22 protein-coding genes are annotated in these 22,130 nt (G+C 55.9%); 10 read left to right on the forward strand and 12 right to left on the reverse strand.

The genetic code is table 11. The features are described 5' to 3' along the window. A partial coding sequence (cutC, locus tag D4100_RS08990; protein ID WP_119804133.1) for a copper homeostasis protein CutC occupies positions 1 to 585 on the reverse strand: 585 nt, incomplete at its 3' end. A 102-nt stretch (positions 586 to 687) separates the two neighbouring features. Between cutC and D4100_RS08995 the strand changes: the two genes are divergently transcribed. Beyond that, entirely contained in the window at positions 688 to 1,839 is a 1,152-nt protein-coding gene (locus tag D4100_RS08995) for a MalY/PatB family protein (RefSeq protein ID WP_119804134.1), read from the forward strand. On the opposite strand, the gene D4100_RS09000 is transcribed toward D4100_RS08995, so the two are convergent. Then, on the reverse strand, positions 1,836 to 2,399 hold the full coding sequence (locus D4100_RS09000; protein WP_006316796.1) for a VOC family protein: 564 nt from the start codon (positions 2,397 to 2,399) through the stop codon (positions 1,836 to 1,838). The genes D4100_RS08995 and D4100_RS09000 overlap by 4 nt on opposite strands. 922 nt (positions 2,400 to 3,321) lie before the next feature. On the opposite strand from D4100_RS09000, the gene argS reads away from it, so the two are divergent. After that, positions 3,322 to 5,052 (forward strand): arginine--tRNA ligase, encoded by a 1,731-nt coding sequence (gene argS, locus D4100_RS09005; protein WP_119804135.1) that lies wholly within the window; start codon positions 3,322 to 3,324, stop codon positions 5,050 to 5,052. A gap of 72 nt (positions 5,053 to 5,124) precedes the next feature. Here argS and murJ read toward each other — a convergent pair whose 3' ends face one another. From murJ to rimJ, 4 genes are all read right to left on the reverse strand, one after another. After that, positions 5,125 to 6,660, reverse strand: a complete 1,536-nt coding sequence (gene murJ / locus D4100_RS09010) for a murein biosynthesis integral membrane protein MurJ (RefSeq protein ID WP_119804136.1) — start codon at positions 6,658 to 6,660, stop codon at positions 5,125 to 5,127. Positions 6,661 to 6,825: 165 nt separating this feature from the next. Further along, positions 6,826 to 7,746: a Gfo/Idh/MocA family protein gene (locus D4100_RS09015; protein WP_006316792.1), complete on the reverse strand. Its 921-nt coding sequence runs from the start codon at positions 7,744 to 7,746 to the stop codon at positions 6,826 to 6,828. Further along, entirely contained in the window at positions 7,739 to 8,383 is a 645-nt protein-coding gene (locus D4100_RS09020; protein WP_006316791.1) for a YceH family protein, read from the reverse strand. Before D4100_RS09020 ends, D4100_RS09015 begins: the two co-directional genes overlap by 8 nt. 8 nt (positions 8,384 to 8,391) lie before the next feature. Beyond that, positions 8,392 to 8,976, reverse strand: a complete 585-nt coding sequence (gene rimJ, locus D4100_RS09025; RefSeq protein WP_006316790.1) for a ribosomal protein S5-alanine N-acetyltransferase — start codon at positions 8,974 to 8,976, stop codon at positions 8,392 to 8,394. A 345-nt stretch (positions 8,977 to 9,321) separates the two neighbouring features. Between rimJ and mdtH the strand changes: the two genes are divergently transcribed. From mdtH to D4100_RS09050, 5 genes are all read left to right on the forward strand, one after another. Next, a complete protein-coding gene (gene mdtH, locus D4100_RS09030) occupies positions 9,322 to 10,527 on the forward strand; it encodes a multidrug efflux MFS transporter MdtH (protein WP_006316789.1) in 1,206 nt (401 codons plus the stop codon). An 86-nt stretch (positions 10,528 to 10,613) separates the two neighbouring features. Beyond that, positions 10,614 to 10,862, forward strand: a complete 249-nt coding sequence (locus D4100_RS09035) for a hypothetical protein (protein WP_006316788.1) — start codon at positions 10,614 to 10,616, stop codon at positions 10,860 to 10,862. Between the two features lie 128 nt (positions 10,863 to 10,990). Further along, positions 10,991 to 11,638 carry a glutaredoxin 2 gene (grxB, locus tag D4100_RS09040; protein WP_006316787.1) on the forward strand — a complete coding sequence of 216 codons (648 nt, stop codon included), beginning with the start codon at positions 10,991 to 10,993 and terminating at the stop codon, positions 11,636 to 11,638. A 30-nt stretch (positions 11,639 to 11,668) separates the two neighbouring features. Beyond that, on the forward strand, positions 11,669 to 13,309 hold the full coding sequence (locus D4100_RS09045; protein WP_006316786.1) for an ABC1 kinase family protein: 1,641 nt from the start codon (positions 11,669 to 11,671) through the stop codon (positions 13,307 to 13,309). A 153-nt stretch (positions 13,310 to 13,462) separates the two neighbouring features. Continuing rightward, positions 13,463 to 14,026, forward strand: coding sequence for a lipoprotein (locus D4100_RS09050; protein ID WP_006316785.1), 564 nt, complete (start codon positions 13,463 to 13,465; stop codon positions 14,024 to 14,026). 81 nt (positions 14,027 to 14,107) lie between these two features. On the opposite strand, the gene yebF is transcribed toward D4100_RS09050, so the two are convergent. From yebF to dbpA, 4 genes are all read right to left on the reverse strand, one after another. Then, a complete protein-coding gene (gene yebF / locus D4100_RS09055; protein ID WP_119804137.1) occupies positions 14,108 to 14,467 on the reverse strand; it encodes a protein YebF in 360 nt (119 codons plus the stop codon). Positions 14,468 to 14,538: 71 nt separating this feature from the next. Next, entirely contained in the window at positions 14,539 to 14,847 is a 309-nt protein-coding gene (yqfB, locus tag D4100_RS09060) for a N(4)-acetylcytidine aminohydrolase (RefSeq protein ID WP_006316783.1), read from the reverse strand. Between the two features lie 39 nt (positions 14,848 to 14,886). Beyond that, positions 14,887 to 15,210, reverse strand: coding sequence for a YebG family protein (locus D4100_RS09065; RefSeq protein ID WP_006316782.1), 324 nt, complete (start codon positions 15,208 to 15,210; stop codon positions 14,887 to 14,889). A gap of 89 nt (positions 15,211 to 15,299) precedes the next feature. Continuing rightward, positions 15,300 to 16,682, reverse strand: a complete 1,383-nt coding sequence (dbpA, locus tag D4100_RS09070) for an ATP-dependent RNA helicase DbpA (RefSeq protein ID WP_006316780.1) — start codon at positions 16,680 to 16,682, stop codon at positions 15,300 to 15,302. A 242-nt stretch (positions 16,683 to 16,924) separates the two neighbouring features. Between dbpA and purT the strand changes: the two genes are divergently transcribed. Continuing rightward, the gene (purT, locus tag D4100_RS09075; RefSeq protein ID WP_119804138.1) at positions 16,925 to 18,103 is read left to right on the forward strand and encodes a formate-dependent phosphoribosylglycinamide formyltransferase; all 1,179 of its coding nucleotides are present in this window, start codon (positions 16,925 to 16,927) and stop codon (positions 18,101 to 18,103) included. A 33-nt stretch (positions 18,104 to 18,136) separates the two neighbouring features. Here the strand turns inward: purT and D4100_RS09080 are convergent, their stop codons facing one another. Both D4100_RS09080 and D4100_RS09085 read right to left on the reverse strand, forming a co-directional pair. Then, the gene (locus D4100_RS09080) at positions 18,137 to 18,382 is read right to left on the reverse strand and encodes a YoaH family protein (protein WP_006316778.1); all 246 of its coding nucleotides are present in this window, start codon (positions 18,380 to 18,382) and stop codon (positions 18,137 to 18,139) included. Between the two features lie 63 nt (positions 18,383 to 18,445). After that, positions 18,446 to 19,453, reverse strand: a complete 1,008-nt coding sequence (locus D4100_RS09085; protein ID WP_119804139.1) for a glycosyltransferase — start codon at positions 19,451 to 19,453, stop codon at positions 18,446 to 18,448. A gap of 503 nt (positions 19,454 to 19,956) precedes the next feature. Between D4100_RS09085 and pabB the strand changes: the two genes are divergently transcribed. Both pabB and D4100_RS09095 read left to right on the forward strand, forming a co-directional pair. Then, entirely contained in the window at positions 19,957 to 21,330 is a 1,374-nt protein-coding gene (pabB, locus tag D4100_RS09090) for an aminodeoxychorismate synthase component 1 (protein WP_119804140.1), read from the forward strand. Further along, complete coding sequence (locus D4100_RS09095; RefSeq protein WP_006321673.1) at positions 21,327 to 21,905, forward strand: CoA pyrophosphatase; 579 nt, start codon at positions 21,327 to 21,329, stop codon at positions 21,903 to 21,905. Before pabB ends, D4100_RS09095 begins: the two co-directional genes overlap by 4 nt. Positions 21,906 to 22,130 lie beyond the last annotated feature (225 nt).

Below are 22,130 nucleotides of genomic sequence, written 5' to 3' on the forward strand. Positions count from 1 at the left end.
CACCTCCTGAATACCGATATCCACAAACTTGTGCAGATTACTGAGCCTTACGCCGGCACCGGCCATAATCACCGGCCCTTGGCTGGCCTGCACCAGATCGCGCAGCAACGGCAGCCCAAGCTCGGCGCTTTGCTGTTGGCCAGAAGTCAGAATCCGCGCCACGCCCAGTTGCGTCAGTTGATCAAGTGCCACCATCGGGTTCTGACACATGTCGAAAGCACGATGGAAAGTGACCGCCATATTGCCGCTCAACCGCATGACTTCGCGCATGCGCGGCAGGTCGATGTGCCCTTCTTGATCCAGCATGCCAACAACCACGCCGGCAAAACCCATGTCGCGGATCTGCACGATATCCTGCTTGATCACGTCGAAATCCACCGCGCCGTAGCAAAAATCCCCGCCGCGCGGGCGGACTATCGGATGCACCGGGACGGATACCCTGTCGCGCGCCAGACGCAAAGAGCCGTAGCTGGGCGTCAAACCCCCCTCACTTTGGCTGGCGCACAATTCTATGCGGTCAGCTCCTGCCCGCTCAGCCGTCAGCGCACAATCGACGCTATAGCAGCAAACTTCCAGTTTAATCATTGTCACCCCCAGATGACGGCCAAAATGTGACGGCAATTTGTTAACTTCAGAATTTCTCGCGTAGGCTCATTGGTAGACATGAACCGGTTCAGGATAATAACTATGGCATTCAATTTTGATCAATGGGTAGACCGTAGTCACAGTGACAGCGTTAAGTGGGATAAATATCGCGACCGCGACATTATTCCGCTCTGGGTCGCCGACACCGACTTCCCGTCACCGCCCGCCATCATCGACGCATTGCAGCGGCGCGTGGCCCATGGTGTGTTCGGCTACGGTCATCCCGCCCCTGAACTTATCGAGGTTTTTACCCGCCGCATGCTAGAGCGCTACGGCTGGCACATTTTGCCCGAATGGCTGATTTTCCTGCCCGGCCTGGTCTGTGGACTCAATTTGTGCGTCCGCGCCTTTACCGCTGAGGGCGAAGGCAGCCTGGCGCCATCGCCCATCTACCCACCGTTTCGCAAGGCGGCGAAATTCGCCGGACGCCCGCATCTGCCGGTACCGCTCAGGCTGCACGATGAGCGCTGGTTGCTGGATTTCAACGCGGTAGCGGGTCAGCTCAACGGCAGCGAAAAATTGCTGTTGCTGTGCAACCCGCAAAATCCGGGCGGAACCGTCTACCGGCGGGAGGAGTTGTTGCAACAGCATGAATTCGCCCGTCGCCATGATTTGATCGTCTGTTCTGATGAAATTCATTGTGATCTGTTGCTTGAACCGGGCTGTGAACATATCCCCTTTGCCACGCTTAATGAAGACGCCGCCCAACGTAGCATTACGCTGATGTCGCCCTCGAAAACCTTCAATATTGCCGGACTGGGTGCATCAATGGCGGTGATCCCCAACGCCGGCCTTCGTCAAAAGCTGGTCCGGGCGCGCAACGGCATAGTCCCGGACGTTGACGTGCTGGCGCTGGTTGCCGCGCAGGCTGCCTACCAGGACGGACAAGAGTGGCTGGATGCCCTGTTGGTTTATCTGCGTGCCAACCGCAATTTGGTGACCGAGCGCATCAACGCCATGCCCGGCCTGCTGTTGCATCCGATCGAAGCCACCTATCTGGCCTGGATCGATTGCAGCCAACTGGCGACCGACAATCCGCACGCTTTCTTTGAACGGGCCGGGGTGGGCTTAAGTGCGGGCCTGGATTTCGGTAACCGCCGTTTTGTACGCCTGAATTTCGGCTGCCGGCGCGAGCTGCTGGCGCAGGCGCTGGATCGCATGATGCTGGCCACCCAAGCTCTGATGCCCGGTTAAGCTTGCTCGCTGGCGACGATATCCCGGATGGAATAAGGGTGAAACTTAATCGTCACGCTACCGTCAGTGATCGCCAGCGTCGGATTCGGCAACCGTTCACTCTCGCCCCGCGGTGAACTCTGTTTCAACTTGATCCCCGGTGCCAACAGTGCCTCATCGGGCAAATGGCTCAGCGCGCGTGCATACAGCGATGCAGGATCGCCGCTAAGCACCAGTTCCACATGTTCCCATCCTTCGTGCGGATAGCGCTTTTCCCCCGGGTAAGGCAGTTCCACGCAGTCAATTAACCACGGTCCTACCTGCAACGGCTGCTGTAGATCAAACAGGCAAATCGGGCGACCTTTGATCGTCGCTTCAGACAGCAACGAACCACACTGCAGCAACCCCTGTCGCCAGCGTTCAGCGGTAGTGTTCTGGTGGCAACGCACCGAAATGTGGTCCGCACTGAACTGCGACAAATCCAGATGCAGTTTTTCCGCAAACTGGCTCAGCGCCAGTTCGAAACGCGGCAGATCCAGCGCTAAATCATTAAGCTCGGCAATGGCCGGGAAGATCGTCATAAGGTCCTCGAAACAACGGAAAGCAAATTCAGGGGGGTAATTTACACGGCTGGGGCGCAGCTATCCACGTTTTGCCCTGGCAAGATGCAACATTTGTGTCCTCTGCATTACCGTTGCGTAAAATATTTCGGGTAATGCCGATAAAGAGCACAAAAGAATAAGCGTTATTGAGTTTATTAATGGCGATTTAACAGCCCTGATTGATTAATTAAAACTCAGAATATTCGCAACAAGACATAGCTTTTTCTTATGACGAAAAAATTTCAGAGACTATTAACTTAACAAGCCATATCGAATCCAAAAAACGGATCATTCACACTCTATAGCACGTGCCAAAAACCACAGGATTAACAATGCAATATAATAATTAAGCAGTAAGAAATGGAATGCCAATTTATTGTTTTCATTGATTTTAACCCCGCAAAAACCTGAGACTTATCTTAAAGGTCACTTTAATAATTGATTATAAAAATCAATTACGCTACTTTGGGTAAAATCAAAAATTGAGATAATGCTTATGTTTCTTTTAATCACATCTTTGCTACTGGTAGTTATTGCCGTGTACGCGATATACCGCCATTTCAAATCGCGTCGCATTAACACTCTGGACTCCCGACGTCATAACAAAAAGCATTAGAACCGCTTATTTCGTTTCCTTCTCGCCTATTCCTTTTCGCTCTTCTTGACCTTCTTGCACTGTGCGCTCCTCCCCTTTAAAACACGCTCTCTTTGTTGGGCGGGCATTTTCAGACCTGCACTTTCGCCTTCTCTCCCGCGCCAACTGCTGACGTAACACATCAGATCGGTTACAATTACAGGCTGTTTTGTGGTGGGCCGCCGTCTTGACGCGCAGCCAGAAAACCACCTTTGAATCCCGCAGGGGCATGGCATACGGCCCCTCGTTCGTCATTAAGGTAACCCGGTGAATATTCAGGTTCTTCTTTCAGATAAAGTCAGCCAGGCGCTGATTGCCGCAGGCGCGCCAGCCGATTGCGAAGCGCAGGTCCGTCAGTCAGCAAAAGCACAATTTGGCGACTATCAGGCAAACGGCGTGATGTCCGTAGCCAAGAAACTCGGCATGCCGCCACGCCAGTTGGCGGAAAAAGTGGTACAGCTGCTTGATCTCGGCGACATCGCCAGCAAAGTAGAAATTGCCGGCCCCGGCTTTATTAATATCTTCCTGAACGGTGAATGGGTTGCTCAGCAGGTCGATCAAGTGCTGAGTGCGCCAAAGCTTGGCATTGCACCGGTTAAACAACAAACCATCGTCATCGACTACTCCGCGCCCAACGTGGCGAAAGAGATGCACGTCGGTCACTTGCGTTCGACCATTATCGGCGACGCCGCTGCACGCACTCAGGAATTCCTGGGCCATAAAGTGATCCGCGCCAACCACGTCGGCGATTGGGGCACCCAGTTCGGCATGCTGATTGCCTACCTGGAAAAAATGCAGAATGAAAATGCCAGCGACATGGGCCTGTCCGATCTGGAACAGTTCTATCGTGAAGCGAAGAAACACTACGACGAAGATGCCGGTTTCGCCGAACGCGCCCGCGCCTACGTGGTGAAATTGCAGGGCGGCGATCAATACTGCCTGAAGATGTGGCGTAAGCTGGTCGACATCACCATGGCGCAAAACCAGCTCACCTATAACCGCCTGAATGTCACCCTGACCGAAGACGACGTAATGGGCGAGAGCCTGTATAACGCGATGCTGCCGGGCATCGTCTCCGATCTGAAAGCCAAGGGGCTGGCGGTGGAAAGCGAAGGCGCCACCGTGGTATTTCTCGACGAATACCAGAATAAAGACGGCGAACCTATGGGCGTCATCATCCAGAAGAAGGATGGCGGCTACCTGTACACCACCACCGATATCGCCTGCGCCAAATACCGCTACGAAACGCTGGGCGCAGACCGCGTGCTGTACTACATCGACTCCCGCCAGCACCAGCATCTGATGCAGGCGTGGACCATCGTGCGTAAAGCCGGTTACATCCCGGACTCCCTCTCGCTGGAACACCACATGTTCGGCATGATGCTGGGCAAAGACGGCAAGCCGTTCAAAACCCGTGCGGGCGGTACCGTGAGGCTGTCCGATCTGCTGGATGAAGCTATCGATCGCGCCGGCAAACTGATTGCCGAGAAAAACCCGGATATGCCGGCGGCAGAAATGCAGCACCTGGCGAACGTGGTCGGTATCGGCGCAGTCAAATACGCCGATCTGTCAAAAAGCCGTACGACCGACTACATCTTCGACTGGGACAACATGCTGGCGTTTGAGGGCAATACCGCCCCTTATATGCAGTATGCCTATACCCGCGTGGCCTCGGTATTCAAACGCGCCGGTCTCGACGAGAGCAACCTGACGCTGCCGCTGGTGATGAGCGAAGAGCGTGAGATTGCGCTGGCGACCCGTCTGCTGCAATTTGAAGAAGTCATCACCACCGTGGCACGCGATGGCACGCCACACGTGATGTGTACTTACCTGTACGACCTGGCGGGCCTGTTCTCCGGTTTCTACGAACATTGCCAAATCCTGAATGCAGACAGCGAAGAAGCGCGCCAAAGCCGCCTGAAACTGGCATTGTTGACCGCCAGGACACTGAAAACCGGTCTGGATACGCTGGGTATCGACACTGTCGAACGCATGTAAGGCAGCGTTTGAAAACGAGAAAGGGTCGCCGAGGCGACCCTTTTTTGTGCAATGGCGGCCGGGAATTCCCGTTTATGCCACCCGGCGCGCGAAGTCCCGTGGGCGGAAGCCCAAACCGGCCAACACGCCAAAATAGGCGACCACGCCGGCCACCACCACCACCGCCAGTCGCAGCAGGCGCTCCAGCATGTTGCCCTGATCCCAGGCCGGCATCAGCCACATCACGCCCACCAACACCGCCGACATCACGATCACCGCAATCACCAGTTTGGTGAGGAACATTGCCCAGCCCGGCTGCGGGTGGAAAATTTGTTGCTTACGCAACTGCCAGTACAGCAGCGAGGCGTTAAGACAAGCTCCCAACCCAATCGACAGCGAAAGGCCGGCATGCTTTAACGGGCCAATAAACATCAGATTCATCACCTGCGTCATGACCAGCGTAATAATGGCGATTTTCACCGGCGTTTTAATGTCCTGCCGCGAATAGAAGCCCGGCGCCAATACCTTCACCACGATCAATCCCATCAGGCCTATCGAGTACGCCACCAGCGCACGCTGGGTCATGGCCGCGTCAAAAGCGCTGAACTTGCCGTACTGGAACAGCGATACGGTCAAGGGTTTGGCCAATATCCCCAAGGCAATGGCGCTCGGCAGCGCCAGCAGGAAACACAGGCGCAACCCCCAGTCCATCAGGCGCGAATACTCCTCGTGGTTACCGCTGGAAAAGCTCCTGGCCAGCGACGGCAGCAGGATGGTACCCAGGGCCACGCCCAGCACGCCGGAAGGGAACTCCATCAGACGATCGGCATAGTACATCCAGGATACCGAGCCCGAGACCAGGAACGAAGCGAAAATGGTATTGATAATCAGCGAGATCTGGCTTACCGAAACGCCAAAGATCGCCGGCCCCATTTGGCGCATCACCCGCCATACGCCGGCATCGCCCAGCTTGAGGCGCGGCAATACCAGCATGCCGATCTTTTTCAGGTGTGGGAGCTGGTAACCCAGTTGCAGCACGCCGCCCACTACCACCGCCCAGGCCAACGCCAGCACCGGTGGGTTGAAATAAGGTGCGGCAAACAGCGCAAAGCCAATCATGCTGACGTTCAACAGCGTCGGCGCAAAGGCCGGGATCGAAAAACGGTTCCAGGTATTGAGGATCGAACCCACCAGCGAAGCCAGTGAAATCAGCAGAATATAGGGGAAAGTGATGCGCAGCAGCGACGAGGTCAGCGCGAACTTGTCCGGCGAATCGGCGAAGCCCGGCGCGGTAATGTAGATCACCCAAGGGGCAGCCAGCATCCCCAATACGGTGACCACCGCCAGCACCAGCGTAAGTAAGCCGGAAACGTAGGCGATGAAGGTCCGAGTCGCCTCCTCACCCTGCTGGGTTTTATATTCGGCCAGGATCGGCACAAAGGCCTGAGAAAATGCGCCTTCGGCAAAAATACGGCGCAGCAGGTTAGGCAGTTTGAACGCCACGAAGAAGGCGTCTGTCGCCATACCGGCACCAAACACGCGCGCCACTATGGCGTCACGGGCAAAGCCCAGCACCCGTGAAAACATCGTCATAGAGCTCACGGCGGCCAGTGATTTTAGTAGGTTCATGTGGTTGTCTGATGTATCCCGTAAATGTCGACGCCTGCATCAGCAGGCGTCCGTAAAACTAGCGGATAAGTTTACGCATCCACAGCAGAATAGCTACCGCCATATGTTACATGGAGTTATAGGCACATCCCGCAATAGCGCGTGCGCCCCACGCGGGGCATCGCCTTACAAACCGGCATCCTGCAGCAGCCGTTCGATCACCCGCTGAGCGGCGATAGCCTGTTCCCCGGCCGTTTCCGGCACGGTCTGGTTGCTGACAGACTCGATAAAATGCCGGATGGCGCCGTCAAAACCGCGCTGCGCCAGGGTAGTTTGCCAACCGGCCACCGGCTGCTCCAGCACGCCCTGCGGATCTTCCCGCAACCATTGCCGCATATCGTTCACCTGATACACGGCCCCCTCGGCCACCGCCTGCACGCTTTCGCGCTGGCTGCCGGCCCGGCGATGCATGCTGGTGGTCACCAGAGTTTCGCCGCAGGCAAAGTGGTGTTCGGCATACAGCAGTTCACCGGCATCTGTGACACGCAGGCTGCCGCTGAGTAACTGCCCTTCACTTCCCCCCAGCCACAACGCGGTATCAACCACATGCAAATAATCGTCCAGCAAGGTAAAACGCAGGCCGTTTGGCCCGACGCTGTCGGCCCGGTGCTTATCCATGCGAATCGACGCCGGCCGTTGCATTTCCTGTTTCAACTGGCGATACACCGGGGAAAAACGGCGGTTAAAACCCACCATCAGCGTTTTGCGCTGCTTCTCGGCCAAGGCGAGCAACTGCTCGCCCTGCTCCAGGGTCTCCGCCAGCGGTTTATCGACATAAACATGCACGCCATGACGCAGCAGCTCGCTTATCACCTGAAAATGACTGGCGGTGCTGCTGTGAACAAATACCGCATCACACTGCTGCGCCAGGCTATCCAGGCTGGAAAAACAGGCCATGCGGTAGCTGTCGCATATCGGCTGCGCTTTTTGCTGATTAGGGGAAAAGCCGCCGACCAGCGTCCAATCCGCTGCCTGGGAGAGGATCGGCAGATAGGCTTTTTGCGCGATGCCACCCAGCCCCACAACGCCAACGCGTAATTTAGTCATGCTGCCCCCGAGCCAGTAACGCCTGCAACTGTTGTTTCAATTCTGCGACTTCGCTTTCCAGCACGCTGACGCGCTCACTCAATTCAGCGTCATCGATCGCCACAACCTCCGCCGCCGCCTCATCAATCGGGCCGCTGAACAGATGCATAAAGCGGCTTTCGCGTTTGCCCGGCTCCCGCGCCAAACGCACGACAAACGGCCCGTCCTCACGGGCGCTCAACTGCTGCAGCACCAGCTCCACTTCAGAAACATCGCTGAATTCATGCATGCGGTTGGTACGGGTCCGCAATTCACCGGGGGTTTGCGCACCGCGCAGCAGCAGGGTGGCTATCACCGCCAGTTCGGCGGCAGACAGTTTCAGTTGACCGAATTCCGAATTGCAAAAACGGTGTTCATACTTGACTACCCGGTTACCGAAGCCGCTCAGCGTTCGCAAAAAATGTTTTTTTAACAACAGGTCGAGAACTTGCTGCACTTCGCTTTCCGTCAGATCCATCACCGGTTCGCGGTTGGTTTTCTGGTTGCACGCCAGGGTGATCCCATTCAGGGAGAGAGGATACTGGTCCGGCGTGGTGACCTGTTTTTCCAGCAGGCAGCCAATCACTCTGGCTTCTTTAGCGCTTAATTCGTATTTCATTTTTGCTCTCAGCGTGGCGGTAGCCATTCTTTATTGGTGAATGCAGTCAGGACGTGATCCTGCCACTGCCCGTCGATCAGCAGATAATCCTTGGCATAACCTTCACGTTCAAATCCCAGACGAGCGAGCAGCGCGCCGCTGCGCTGATTGTGCGGCATATAGTTGGCCATAATGCGGTGCATGCGCTGTTGACGCAGCATATAGCGGATCGCCGACTGCAGGGCTTCATACATCAGGCCCTGCCCTTGCCACTTTTCAGCCAGCGAATAGCCGAGAAAACAGGCATGAAACGAACCGCGCAGTACGTTGCTGAAGTTCGCCACGCCCCGCACTTCATTTTCTTCCGGATCGAGCAGGATAAAATAGTAAGCGCTGCCCTGCTTTTGCATTTCAGTGATCATCCCCAGCCGCGCCTGCCAGCCGGACGGATAACAATGGCTTTCATCCCGCACCGGTTCCCAGGGCTTCAGAAAAGCCCGGTTCTCGGCATAGTATTCCGCCATACGGTAAGCATCGCGTTCATGAACCAAACGCACGACCTGTCGGTCGGTGATGAGACGTACTTTCGGTGATGCAGAGCGGTAGCCAAACATCATTTCCCCCGCGGTCAGAACGGTTCGATAAGAAGTATTTATTGGGTGCGCGTCCGGATAATAATCCCGTAACGATCATATCCTGAGCCATTATTTTTCAACGACCGGCGCAGAACCGCACTTCCCCTCATTTAATATAACCGTAGCCTGCCCTGGAGGTAAAACCCCGACAGCTCAGTAAATAAGCGATTAATCATTTTACGGCTATTTTCGTGCTGTTTTGCCGTACGGGTAACGTATTGACGATAAAAAAATATTATCTACCTCGCCCCTATCGGCCTCCGGGGATTGGGTACAAACTAGACGGGTCGCTCTCCTCTCCCTCTTAATTGCTCGTGGTGAAGCATGTCTCTGGTATCGCAAGCTCGGAGCTTGGGTAAATATTTCCTGTTACTCGATAATCTGTTGGTTGTTTTGGGCTTCTTTGTGGTCTTTCCGCTTATTTCAATCCGCTTTGTCGACCAACTCGGCTGGGCGGCGGTGGTGGTTGGCGTCGCCCTGGGTTTACGACAGTTGATTCAGCAAGGGTTGGGGATCTTCGGCGGCGCGATAGCCGACCGGTTCGGCGCCAAGCCGATGATCGTCACCGGCATGCTGATGCGCGCGGCAGGCTTCGCCACCATGGCGATGGCCGATGAGCCCTGGCTGCTGTGGTTCTCTTGCGCCCTTTCCGCACTCGGTGGCACGCTGTTTGATCCGCCACGCACCGCGCTGGTGATTAAGCTCACCCGCCCGCATGAACGCAGCCGCTTTTATTCTCTGTTGATGATGCAAGACAGCGCCGGCGCAGTGATTGGCGCCCTGATCGGCAGTTGGCTGCTGCAATATGATTTCCACTTCGTTTGCTGGGTTGGCGCGGCCATTTTCGTGCTGGCGGCAGGTTGGAACGCCTGGCTGCTGCCGGCTTACCGAATTTCCACCGTTCGCGCCCCGATGAAAGAAGGCATGATGCGCGTGCTGCGCGACCGCCGTTTCCTGACTTATGTGCTGACGCTGACCGGCTACTACATGCTGTCGGTTCAGGTGATGCTGATGTTGCCTATCGTGGTCAATGAAATCGCCGGCTCGCCGGCAGCGGTAAAATGGATGTATGCCATTGAGGCCGCGCTGTCGCTGTCACTGCTCTACCCGCTGGCACGCTGGAGCGAAAAGCGTTTTCGCCTGGAACAGCGGTTGATGGCAGGCCTGCTGCTGATGACCCTCAGCCTGCTGCCTATCGGCCTGGCGACCAGCCTGCAGAGCGTCTTCACCCTGATCTGCTGTTTCTACCTCGGTTCCATCATCGCCGAACCGGCGCGGGAAACCCTCGGCGCCTCACTGGCGGATCCGCGCGCACGCGGTAGCTATATGGGATTCAGCCGCCTCGGGCTGGCTTTGGGTGGCGCGATCGGTTACACCGGCGGCGGTTGGATGTACGACACCGGCCGGACGATGAATCTGCCCGAACTGCCGTGGATCCTGCTGGGTATCGTGGGTTTTATTACGCTGTTCGCTCTGTACTGGCAGTTCAATCCGCGCACTGCCGCACCGGCGATCTTGCGCGACGGGTGAGTTTTTTCTCTAAGTTGCCAGAAAATCAGCCGAATTTCCCAGAGCTGCTATCCTGATAGTAAAAATGGGAACAGGAGAAGTTGGCAATGACAGATGAAGAAAAATTACCGCAACTGCTGGAACACATGGTACTTAACTTGCGCATGATCTACGCGCGCTCAACGTTGGTAGAAAAAGCCCTGGCTCATATCATTGCTGAAAATGCCACTCTGAAAAGTGACATCATCAAGCAGTTGCAGATAGTCAATGCAGCCAACGAGCGCGATAAAATCGATTTGGAAGAGGCGCGTACGCACCTGATAGACGTCATCAATTCAGTGCCGACCAAAAAGTAACCTCTGCTATGGCCCGTGCGCAATGCGCGGGCCACGCCACAATAACGCACCTTCCAACACAACTCTTCGCGACAGCCTCAGTATGCTGTGATAACTATTGCTGTTCAAACCTGACAACCGGAGCAAGCATGAAACTGTTTATCTACGATCATTGCCCATTCTGCGTTAAAGCCCGCATGATTTTCGGCCTGAAAAATCTGCCTGTCCGCCTCGTCACCTTGCTCAACGATGATGAAGCCACGCCCATCAGCATGATTGGCAAGAAAATGGCGCCCATTCTGCAAAAAGACGATGGCAGTTATCTGCCGGAAAGCATGGATATCGTACGCTACGTCGATAACCTCGACGGCCTGCCGCTGCTGACCGGCAAAACCAACCCGGCCATCGCCGACTGGCTGCAACGGGTCGGTGCCTACTCCGCAAAATTACTGCTGCCGCGCATTGCCAATGCCGATTTCGAAGAGTTCGCCACTGACAGCGCACGCCAATACTTTGCCCGCAAGAAACAGGCCTCGATCGGTGATTTTGCCGAGCATCTGGCCAACAGCGCCGATCTGATCGCTGAGCTGGAGATCGATCTCCAGGCGCTTTCCGGCCTGATTGTCGCCCCTGATGCGGTGAATGGCACCTTGTCTGAAGATGACATTCAGCTGTTTCCGCTGCTGCGTTCTCTGTCGATCGTCGCCGGGGTTACGCTACCGGAAAACGTTGAGGCCTACCGCAACCGTATGGCGCAACTCAGTGACGTTCCGCTGCTGCTCGATATGGAACAGTGAGCCCTTTCGCAATAAGGATATAGCGCGCATATGCTGAAAATGGTGTTGGTTACCGCCCGCGACCGGGCGCGACTGAAAGAGATTTCCTCGGTGTTAATCCGCTACGGATTACAGGATATCATTCGCCTGCTGGGCCTGGGCTCCCTGCTGAGCGGTGCCGAAAACGGCGGTGTTCAACAAGATAACCAAACCCTGCCGGCGCGTTTGCGCGCTGCGCTGGAGGCGCTGGGGCCCACCTTTGTCAAATTCGGGCAGATTCTGGCTACCCGTTCGGACCTGCTTGACTCGAGTTGGACCGACGAACTTGATCGCTTGCACAGTCAGGCGTCTACCCTGCCATGGAGCGAGCTGGCAGCGCAAGTCACGGCCGATCTGGGCGCCGAACCGCACAAGCTGTTTGCCGAGTTTGACAACACGCCGCTGGCCGCCGCCTCGATGGCGCAAATTTACCGCGCACGCCTGCACAGCGGCGAAGCGGTGGTGATCAAGGTGCTGCGACCAAGCCTTGCGAAAACCATTCACGCCGATTTACGCCTGCTGACTTATCTGGCGGAAACCGTTGAACAGCAAAGCCCGACGCTGGCCCGTCACCGCCCGCGTCAAATGGTGCGAGCGCTGGCGACCGCGCTCAATCACGAACTGGACTTGACCCACGAAGGCAATAACTGCGAGCGTATTGCTGAATGCTTTGCCCGGCAACCTGAGGTGGCAATCCCGAAGATTTACTGGCAGTGGTCGTCAAAACGCCTGCTGGTTCAGGAATTCTTGCCGGGTACCGCGCCGGAGAACCCTCAGCAGTTGGCGGCGGCCGGGTTTGACGGCCCGTTACTGGCGCAACGCGGCGCACAAGCTTTTATGAAAATGGTGCTGGAGCATCGCCTTTACCACGCCGACCCTCATCCCGGCAACGTCATGGCGTTAGCGGGTAACCGCGTCGGTTTTATCGATTTCGGCATGGTGGGGCAGCTTTCCGAACGGCGTCGCAATCAACTGTTACTTCTGTTGCAGTCCATCGCTGAACGCGAGTCCGGTGGCATCGTTAATACCCTGATTGCCTGGTCGGACAGCGATCCGCTGGATCTGTTGGATCTGGAACTGGCGGCGCAAAACTTCCTCGATAAGCAAGCCTCCGCCACCCTGACGTTAGGCAAGGCGTTGACCGATCTGCTGGTAATGGCACGTGAGCACCAACTGGCGATGCCGCCGGACCTGGTGCTGCTGTTCAAGGCGTTGATCACCGCAGACGGCGTGCTGCACCGGCTCGATCCCAACTTTGACATTATCGCCACGTTGAAACCCATGCTGCAGCAGGTGATGTTGCAGCGTTACGCCCCCGACGCGGTGCAACGGCGCATGCTGGCGTTGGGTGCGGAAGCGCTGGATGCCGGTGAAGAGATCCCGCAAACCCTGCGGCTGCTGATGCGCCGTATGAAGCGCGGGCAAATCGGCGCCGACATCAACGTCAAGAATATCGATCAGTTGAGCAAAGCGCTGGAACGGGCCGCCGTCACTCTGGCTATCGCCATTGTCACCGCAGCCTTCGCGCTGGGGCTTGCGCCCTACCTGATGCACGCTTCGCTGCGGCTTTGGGGCATTCCGCTGTTTCCTGCGTTGGGTGGGCTGGCCTGTCTGGGCGGCGTGCTGTTGCTGGCGCTGCGTCTGCGGCGCTGAGCAGTTTCAGCGTTATCCGATAGGTGATGCCATCTTTCACGCGCACTATCATTCTGCTTGCCACCGTCAGCGATTTCCCTCACAGGCGGTGGCCGCTTATAATGACAAATCAATTATCTGCAGCAATTTGTTGGCAGTAGCTATGAGGCACAAATGAAGAAGATTCTGATGGGCGCGGCCGCCCTGCTGTTCGCCGGCGTATTGGCTGGTTGTAATCAACTCACTCAATACACGCTCAGCGAACAGGAAGTGAATGATTACCTGCAAAAGCACAACGATTATCAGAAGCAAATCGGCGTGCCGGGGCTGTTGGATGCCAATATTGTGCTGACCCAGTTAAAAAGTCAGATTGGCCGCAGTGAGCCGGGCAAGGTCACCCTTTCCGGCGATGCCAAGGTGAATATCAGCTCGATCCTCGGCCCGCAGACGGCAGACCTGAAACTGACGCTGAAGGCGCAGCCGGTCTATGACCGTGAGCAAGGTGCGATATTCCTGAAGGACATGGAGCTGACCGACTATAGCGTGCAGCCGGAAAAAATGCAGACGGTGATGAAAGCGCTGACCCCTTACCTGAATCAGTCGCTGAAATCCTACTTCGATCAAAAACCGGCCTACGTGCTGAACCCGGATAACAGCAAAACCGAAGCGCTGGCGAAGAAGCTGGCAAAAGGGCTGGAAGTGAAGCCTGGTGAACTGGTTATTCCGTTCACCGACTAAGGTAAACAGCTAAAACCAAAAAACCCGCTGACAAGGCGGGTTTATTATTTTCAGGCAGACTTTAGCCTGAAAGCAGTGGCGTTACTGCGGTTCGCTGTAGGTGATTCCACCCGTGTTGCAGTCAAGAGTAACGTTATAGGTTTTATCCTGTCTGGTACCCCGTACCGTCAACGGCACCTGCCAGATCGCGTCCTTGCCGGTGATGGCTTCCGGGCTGATCCAAACTATCGGAGTGTCTGTGCCCAGCAACTTTTTATCCGATGCCCAGCGCGTGATGCGGTTCTGCAGATAATCGCGTTTTACCTGAGCGGCGACGCCTGCCGGTTGCAGGCCGCTACATTGCGCCACTTTGGCAGTGCGCTGCTCCTGTGCCTGTACCGTCGTCGTCAAACCCGCCATGGCCAACAGCGCTACGGCCAAACTCAGTCCCGTTCTTTTCATATGCCCTCCAGTTGTGATTGACACTATCCATGGGCATTTGCCCCCTGGCTCACAACAGGTCTGGCAAAGGATCAGCGTTTTACGAAGCTGATGACAAACAGCTCATCCAACCCCGGATAGATTTCCTTGATCACCTGCTTCAGCTCGCTGAGCGACATATTTTCTTGTTTGGCATGCTGTTCGGTTAGCGCATCCAGGTGAATCGGCGTGACTGACAGCACTTCAATAAAGCAGAAAAATACGTCGTCTTCATTACGGCTAACACGCAATACTTCCCCGGGTTGAAAGTGGGATTCACTGGCGTCCCGGAGAGTAATGGTCTTGAGCCCGGCCAGAATGTCTTGCTCAAAGCGACTGAAGAAAGTTATTCCACGGGTCATTCTAGATCCTTTTTCATCACATTGCCGCAACATAAGTCATTATGCTGCCTGCTTTTCTGACGTAGACCCCTCTTTTGAGGTAGCGACAGATTTTTCCATTTTTACTTTGGCCGCTTTCTTCGGCGCTTCCGCCGGCGCGGCGCCACGCAAAATTTGCCCCAGCGCGTCTTTATGCTCCGCCAGGAAGAAGCTCAGCCCTTCACGCTGCTCGTCATCCAGGTTAAGAGGCGCCTGTTGCAGCCATTCACCGAGACTGTCCGCCAGATCCAGCATTTTGTCGTAAGCATCGGCTTCTTTCTTGGTTGCGAAAGTCATCTTTTCCTCACCGTTTCTCACCACCACATATTTTACTTCAACAGCCATGTGTGCATTCCTCAAAGGTTAGAATACTGTATTTTTATACAGTATAAGGTGATTTTACGCAGGGATGCAAGGCGCACCCCTGACGCGAATTATTTCAACAACCGCACCTTGCAGTTCTTGCCTTTGATTTTGCCCTGCTGAAGCTGTTGCAGCGCCTTGCGAGCGCTGGCCTTGCGGATCGCCACATAGGCGTGTACCGGGAACATGTCGATTTTCCCCACTTCAGCGGCCGTCAACCCGGCGTCGCCGGTCAAGGCACCGAGAATGTCGCCAGGGCGAATTTTGGCTTTGCGCCCGCCGTCGATGCACAGGGTGACCATTTCGGCCTCCAGCGTGGTATTGGAAGCACCGCTCAGTTCAGACACCGGCGCCCAGTTGACCGCCTTGCGCTGGTACTCCTCGACCGCATGCGCACGCTCCATCTCCTGCGGCGTACACAGGCTGATCGCCAGGCCGTTCAGGCCCGCGCGGCCAGTACGGCCAATACGGTGTACGTGTACTTCCGGATCAAATGCCAACTCATAGTTGACTACCAGCTCCAGCTCTTTGATATCCAGCCCGCGAGCGGCTACGTCGGTCGCTACCAGCACCCGGCAACTGCGGTTGGCAAAACGCACCAGCACCTGATCGCGATCGCGCTGTTCCAAATCGCCATGCAGAGCCGATACGCTGATACCACGGGCTTCCAGCGCTTCATATACGCTCTGGCAATCGCGCTTGGTGTTGCAGAACACCACGCAGGAAGAAGGCTGATAATGACGAATGGCGGACACCAGCACCGCCGGGCGCTGATCGCGGGTAGTCTCGTAGAAGCGTTGTTCAATGGAGGTCTGATCGTCGCCATCGTCCACTTCCACATTCAACGGCTCACGCTGCACGCGAGCGCTGATGCGCTCAATGCCACTCGGATAGGTCGCCGAGAACAACAGAGTCTGGCGCTGCGGCGGGGTGTAACTGATCACATCGTCGATGTCATCGGCAAAGCCCATGTCCAGCATGCGATCGGCTTCATCCAGCACCAGCACTTTCAATTCATCCAACACCAGCGTTTTCTTGCGCAAATGCTCCTGAAGACGCCCCGGCGTGCCCACCACGATATGCGGTGCATGCACCAGCGAATCGAGCTGAGGCCCCATTGGTTGGCCACCGCACAGGGTAAGGATTTTGATGTTCTGGGTGAAACGCGCCAGCCGACGCAACTCTTTGCTTACCTGGTCAGCCAGTTCGCGTGTCGGGCACAAAATCAACGCCTGTGTCGCCACCTGGGAAACATTGATTTTGTCCAGCAGGCCGATACCGAACGCCGCCGTTTTACCGCTGCCGGTTTTTGCTTTGGCACGAACGTCCTGCCCTTTCAGGATGGCGGGCAACGCGGCGGCCTGTACCGGCGTCATTTCGGCGTACCCCAGTTCGTTGAGGTTGGCCAACTGTTCGGCTGGCAGCGGCAGGGAAGAAAAAGATACTGTGCTCACGGCGATAACTCTTATATGGCAAATGGAATGGCGGCGCGCCCACGGGTTGGCGCCGAATCAGCCGCAGATGATAACAGAGATAGTAGGGTTTACGGATTTCACGCATAAAAAAAGCCGCCGGACAGGTTTTTTTGACAATAACATCGCCCTCCGTCTCCCCCGCCTGCATGCGCAAACGTTTTCGTATATACTGCACACCCATTATCAGACCGCGTTAAATCCACAGATCCAGGTACGAGACTATGTTAACTATTGGAACCGCCCTGCGCCCGTCCGCCACCCGCGTCATGCTGCTCGGCTCCGGCGAATTGGGTAAAGAAGTTGCCATCGAATGCCAGCGTTTAGGACTGGAAGTGATTGCCGTAGACCGTTATGCGGACGCCCCGGCCATGCACGTGGCGCACCGCAGCCACGTCATCAATATGCTGGACGGCAACGCACTGAAAGCCCTGATTGAACAGGAACGTCCCGATTACATCGTGCCGGAGATCGAAGCCATCGCCACCAGCATGCTGGTTGAGTTGGAGCAGCAAGGACACCGCGTAGTGCCCTGTGCCGAAGCGACTCGCCTGACCATGAACCGTGAAGGTATCCGCCGTCTGGCCGCTGAAACCCTGGGCCTGCCGACCTCCAGCTACCGCTTTGCCGACGGCGAAGAAGCCTTCCGGCAGGCCGTCGCCGAAATTGGCTATCCGTGCATTATCAAACCGGTCATGAGCTCCTCCGGTAAGGGCCAGAGCCTGATCCGCAGCCCGGAGCAGCTGAAAACCGCCTGGGATTATGCCCAACAGGGCGGCCGCGCCGGCGGCGGGCGAGTGATTGTCGAAGGTCTGGTGAAGTTTGATTTTGAAATTACCCTGTTGACCATCAGTGCGATCGACGGTGTCCATTTCTGCGCGCCAATAGGCCACCGCCAGGAGGACGGAGATTATCGCGAATCGTGGCAACCGCAACGGATGAGCGAGCTGGCATTGAACCGCGCGCAGGAGATTGCGCAAAACGTGGTGCAGGCGTTAGGCGGATTCGGCCTGTTCGGCGTTGAATTGTTCGTCTGCGGCGATGAAGTGATCTTCAGCGAGGTATCGCCGCGCCCGCACGATACCGGCATGGTGACGTTGATCTCGCAGGACCTGTCCGAATTCGCCCTGCACGTTCGCGCCTTCCTTGGTCTGCCCATTGGCGCGATTCGTCAGTTCGGCCCTTCGGCCTCGGCGGTGATCCTGCCACAAATGACCAGCAGCGATCTGCGCTTCAGCGGTTTGGATCGCGCACTGAGCGGCCACAATCAGCTGCGTTTGTTCGGCAAACCGGAAATTAACGGGCAACGCAGGATGGGTGTGGCGCTGGCAACGGCGGAAAATGTAGAGCATGCAGTGGCGCTAGCCAAACAGGCTGCCGCCGCGGTAGTGATTGAGGGGTAAACGTTGGGGCCGGCTTTGCCGGCCCCTGCAACATCAATAGTTTTCGTCTTCTTCCGACTCGTCGTCATCCTGCTCGTCCGGCCTTTCCTGATAATCTTCGTCTTCGTCTTCGTCATCAAACAGAACGCTAACCTGGTCGCCCTGGTGTTTTTCGCGGATTTCCTGCGCGACGCGCGCTATGGCTTCACCACTGCTCATGCCTTGTTCCATCAATAGATGGATACGGTCCGCAGCTTCCTGCTGCTCTTGGTGACTCAATGACGGCATACCTGCAAGCATGTGTTTCTCTCCGGCAAAATGGAGGGGGATTATACGCCTTAAACCGGCGGATCCCAACGCCTGTTATTCGGCGGCGGGCTGCGAGCAATGATCGCCGCCTTGCCACTGCTTCAGACGATGCAACCACAACATAACGTGCCAGCTCTGCTTGAGACCGCGCGCGTTAGCCGCCATGGTTCGATCAATGCCGCGCTGATAGAACTCATCGGTGATTTGGCACTGCGCCGCCAGCTCAGGTTCCCGGCGAATACTGTGGCAAATACCCAACGCCTCGCGGGCAATCTGCCAGTGAAAAGCCGGTCTAATAACCATTTTGCCGGCATAACGCTGGTTAAGCACCACCAGCATTTCCACTATTTTCATGTAGTGCCGCTGGTATTCCACGTTCGCCTTGCCGGTGCGGCGACGATTGCTGATGGATTGATCGTGCACCCGTTGCCGATACAAGGCTTTGCTGAGGTACCTGACCCGCTGCGCATTAAACATCACTTCGGTGGTCCAGGGAATATCCTGGTGATGCAAACCCGGTTCGAAATACAACCGATGCCGCTTAATAAAATCAAGGCGATACACCGCCAACCAAACCACATGGATAAACCTTCTTGTTTTCAACGCGCGCTCCAACCATTGCGCCCCGCTAATTACACCGGTGTCGCCCAGTCGATCTTGCGGAATAATCGATTGCAATTCATCCCTGTGGGTAAAATAACGTTCCCCGTTACACTGCATGACATCTAATTGTTCTTGTTCGGCCAAGGCCACCAACGTTGAATACATTTCAGGTGCCAATACATCATCCGCGTCCGGAAACGCCACATATTTCCCCCGAGCAATAGCCAGACCCGCATTGCGCGCGCAGGAAACGCCAGAATTAGGCTGGTCGATCACGGTAATATGCGGGTGCAGCCGGGCATAGCGGTGGGCGGCAGCACCGGAGCCGTCGGTGGAGCCGTCATTGACGATGATCACCTCCAGCCGTTGTTCATCCTGGGCCAGCAGCGACGCCATAAAAGGCTCGAACAGTTCACCCGCGTTATGCAACGGGACAATGACACTCAACATTAGGGGCATAGGTAGCTCTTCGCAAAAAGTAACGAATAAATATTTATTTTTTTCTAAAAAAAGGGGGGAGTTAAATAATCAAACAAGCTTTATGAATGCGTTTTGTCCCCAAATTAATTTCTTTAGCCGGCCTTTCCCGCAAAGAAAGATGAACGCCACAAGGATGCGAAAAATCGAAACTCCGCTTATGATGCAGCTGACAATAAAACATATTTGCCCTCGCCATTTTTGATGTCAACCTGAAATAATAACAAGACAAAACCAACTCATCGCTTTATTTTCCAATCAGTACACGCAGGTAAAAATTGATTTAATCTCGGTTGAATTTATTATTTTCTAACACATAAGATTCTGGTCAATGGCGCAAAAAATGCTTCATTACAAAATCGTTTACTCGCCGTTTATGTGAAGTGTGCTCAGGCTTCCAACGCCAGGGCATGCGCCCGCCGGTCGAATATGGCAGAATAGCCGCCAGAAACAGCCGTTACCGTCAGTCAGGTTTATTGAGGCCCATGAGCGCGATCGCACCGAATCTTAAGTCTTTGCCTTACACCCGTACCGCCCTGTTGGAGCACTTTGCTCCGCTTGCTCAGCAACCGTGGGCAATGTTGCTGCACTCCGGGTTTGCCGAGCACTCGCATAACCGTTTCGATATTCTGGTCGCGGATCCCTGCGCAACGCTCACCACACGAGGACAAATCACCGAGGTTCGCCGCGGTGAGGATCACCGACAGTCGCAAGAAGACCCTTTCAGCCTGCTGCAAGAAGAGTTGGAACGACAAGGGTGGCATCCCGCGGCAGATCCCAACCTGCCGTTTCAGGGGGGCGCACTCGGGCTGTTCGGTTACGACTTGGGGCGCAGAGTGGAAAAGCTGCCGCAATGGGCGCAAGCGGATATCGCGCTGCCGGATATGGCGATTGGCATTTACGACTGGGCGCTGATTGCCGATCACCATCGGCAGACATTGACGTTGCTCAGCTACGGCGACACGGAACAGCGCTGGCAGTGGCTTAACGCACAACGGCCGGAACCGCAGCAGGCATTTGCCTTGACCAGCCGCTGGCAAGCCAATATGACGCGCCAACAGTACGGCGAAAAGTTCCAGCGCATTCAGCATTACCTGCGTAGCGGTGATTGCTATCAAATTAATCTGGCGCAGCGCTTTTCAGCAGATTATCAGGGCGATGAATGGCAAGCCTTTCAACAATTGAACGCCAGCAACCGCGCGCCCTTCTCCGCCTTTTTGCGCCTGCCGGACAACGCCGTGCTGAGCGTTTCGCCCGAGCGTTTCCTGTGGCTGGCGAACCGGCATATTCAAACCCGCCCGATCAAAGGCACCTTGCCGAGGCTGGCCGATGCCGAGCAGGATGCGCAACAGGCACGGCGCTTGGCACACTCTGCGAAAGACCGTGCGGAGAATCTGATGATTGTCGATCTGCTGCGTAATGATATCGGCCGTGTCGCCGAGCCGGGCAGCGTGCGTGTCCCCGAATTGTTCGTGGTCGAAGCCTTCCCCGCAGTCCATCATTTGGTCAGCACCATCACCGCCATCCTGCCGGAACGCACCGCGGCAACCGATCTGCTGCGCGCTTGCTTTCCGGGGGGCTCCATTACCGGCGCGCCAAAAGTGCGGGCGATGGAAATCATCGAGGAACTTGAGCCGCAGCGGCGCAATGCCTACTGCGGCAGCATAGGTTATATCAGCGCCTGCGGCACCATGGACACCAATATCACCATCCGCACGTTAATCACCGAAAACGGTCGCATTTACTGTTCTGCGGGCGGCGGCATCGTGGCCGACAGCCAGGAGCAGGCGGAGTATCAGGAAACCTTTGATAAAGTCGGCCGCATCTTGCCGCAACTGGGGGAGGTTACCGCCTCGTGAGCCAACCAACCTACCCGACCTCGCTTACCGCCTTTATCAGCCGTTTCCAGTTGCAGCTGCCGCAGGCGTCGCAGATTTCGCACAATATCCGCCCTGCGGCGGTATTGATCCCTATTATCTGCCACCCCGAACCTACGCTGCTGCTCACCCGCCGCGCCGACTCGCTGCGCAAACATGCGGGCCAGGTCGCGTTTCCGGGCGGTAAAACCGATGCTGAAGATGGCTCTGCGATTATCACCGCTCTGCGTGAAGCGCAGGAAGAAGTGGCGATCCCGCCCCGGTCGGTGACCGTGCTGGGCCAACTGGCGCCGCTCGACAGCAGCACCGGCTTTCAGGTCACGCCGGTGGTCGGTCTCATCTCGCCCGATGTGCAATTCCGCGCCAACGAAGACGAAGTGGCCGACGTCTTCGAGATGCCGCTGCATGAAGCACTGACGCTGTCGCGCTATTACCCGCTGGATATTCACCGTGCAGGCCATTCGCACCGCATTTATCTTTCCTGGTATCAGAGCCAGTTTGTCTGGGGTCTGACCGCCGCCATCATTCGGCGGCTGGCGCAACAGGTCAGTATTTAACGCTTATTTCGTGATGAATATCACAAGCCAAACGGTTACCTGCGTAACACCCGCAGGTAAAGCGATCCTCATCACTTCATTCATCTGCTTTTTCAACTACCTTTCTGGCTATCAGAGTTTTAAAAAAACTGTAAACCCTCTCTTCAACCTTACGAAATACCTGTAAAATACTGCCGTCCGGAATAAACCACTATCAAAACAGGGATTAAGCCGGCAGCGTCCAGC

Source organism: Serratia inhibens (assembly GCF_003591175.1).
In the GTDB taxonomy this organism is placed as follows: domain Bacteria; phylum Pseudomonadota; class Gammaproteobacteria; order Enterobacterales; family Enterobacteriaceae; genus Serratia; species Serratia inhibens.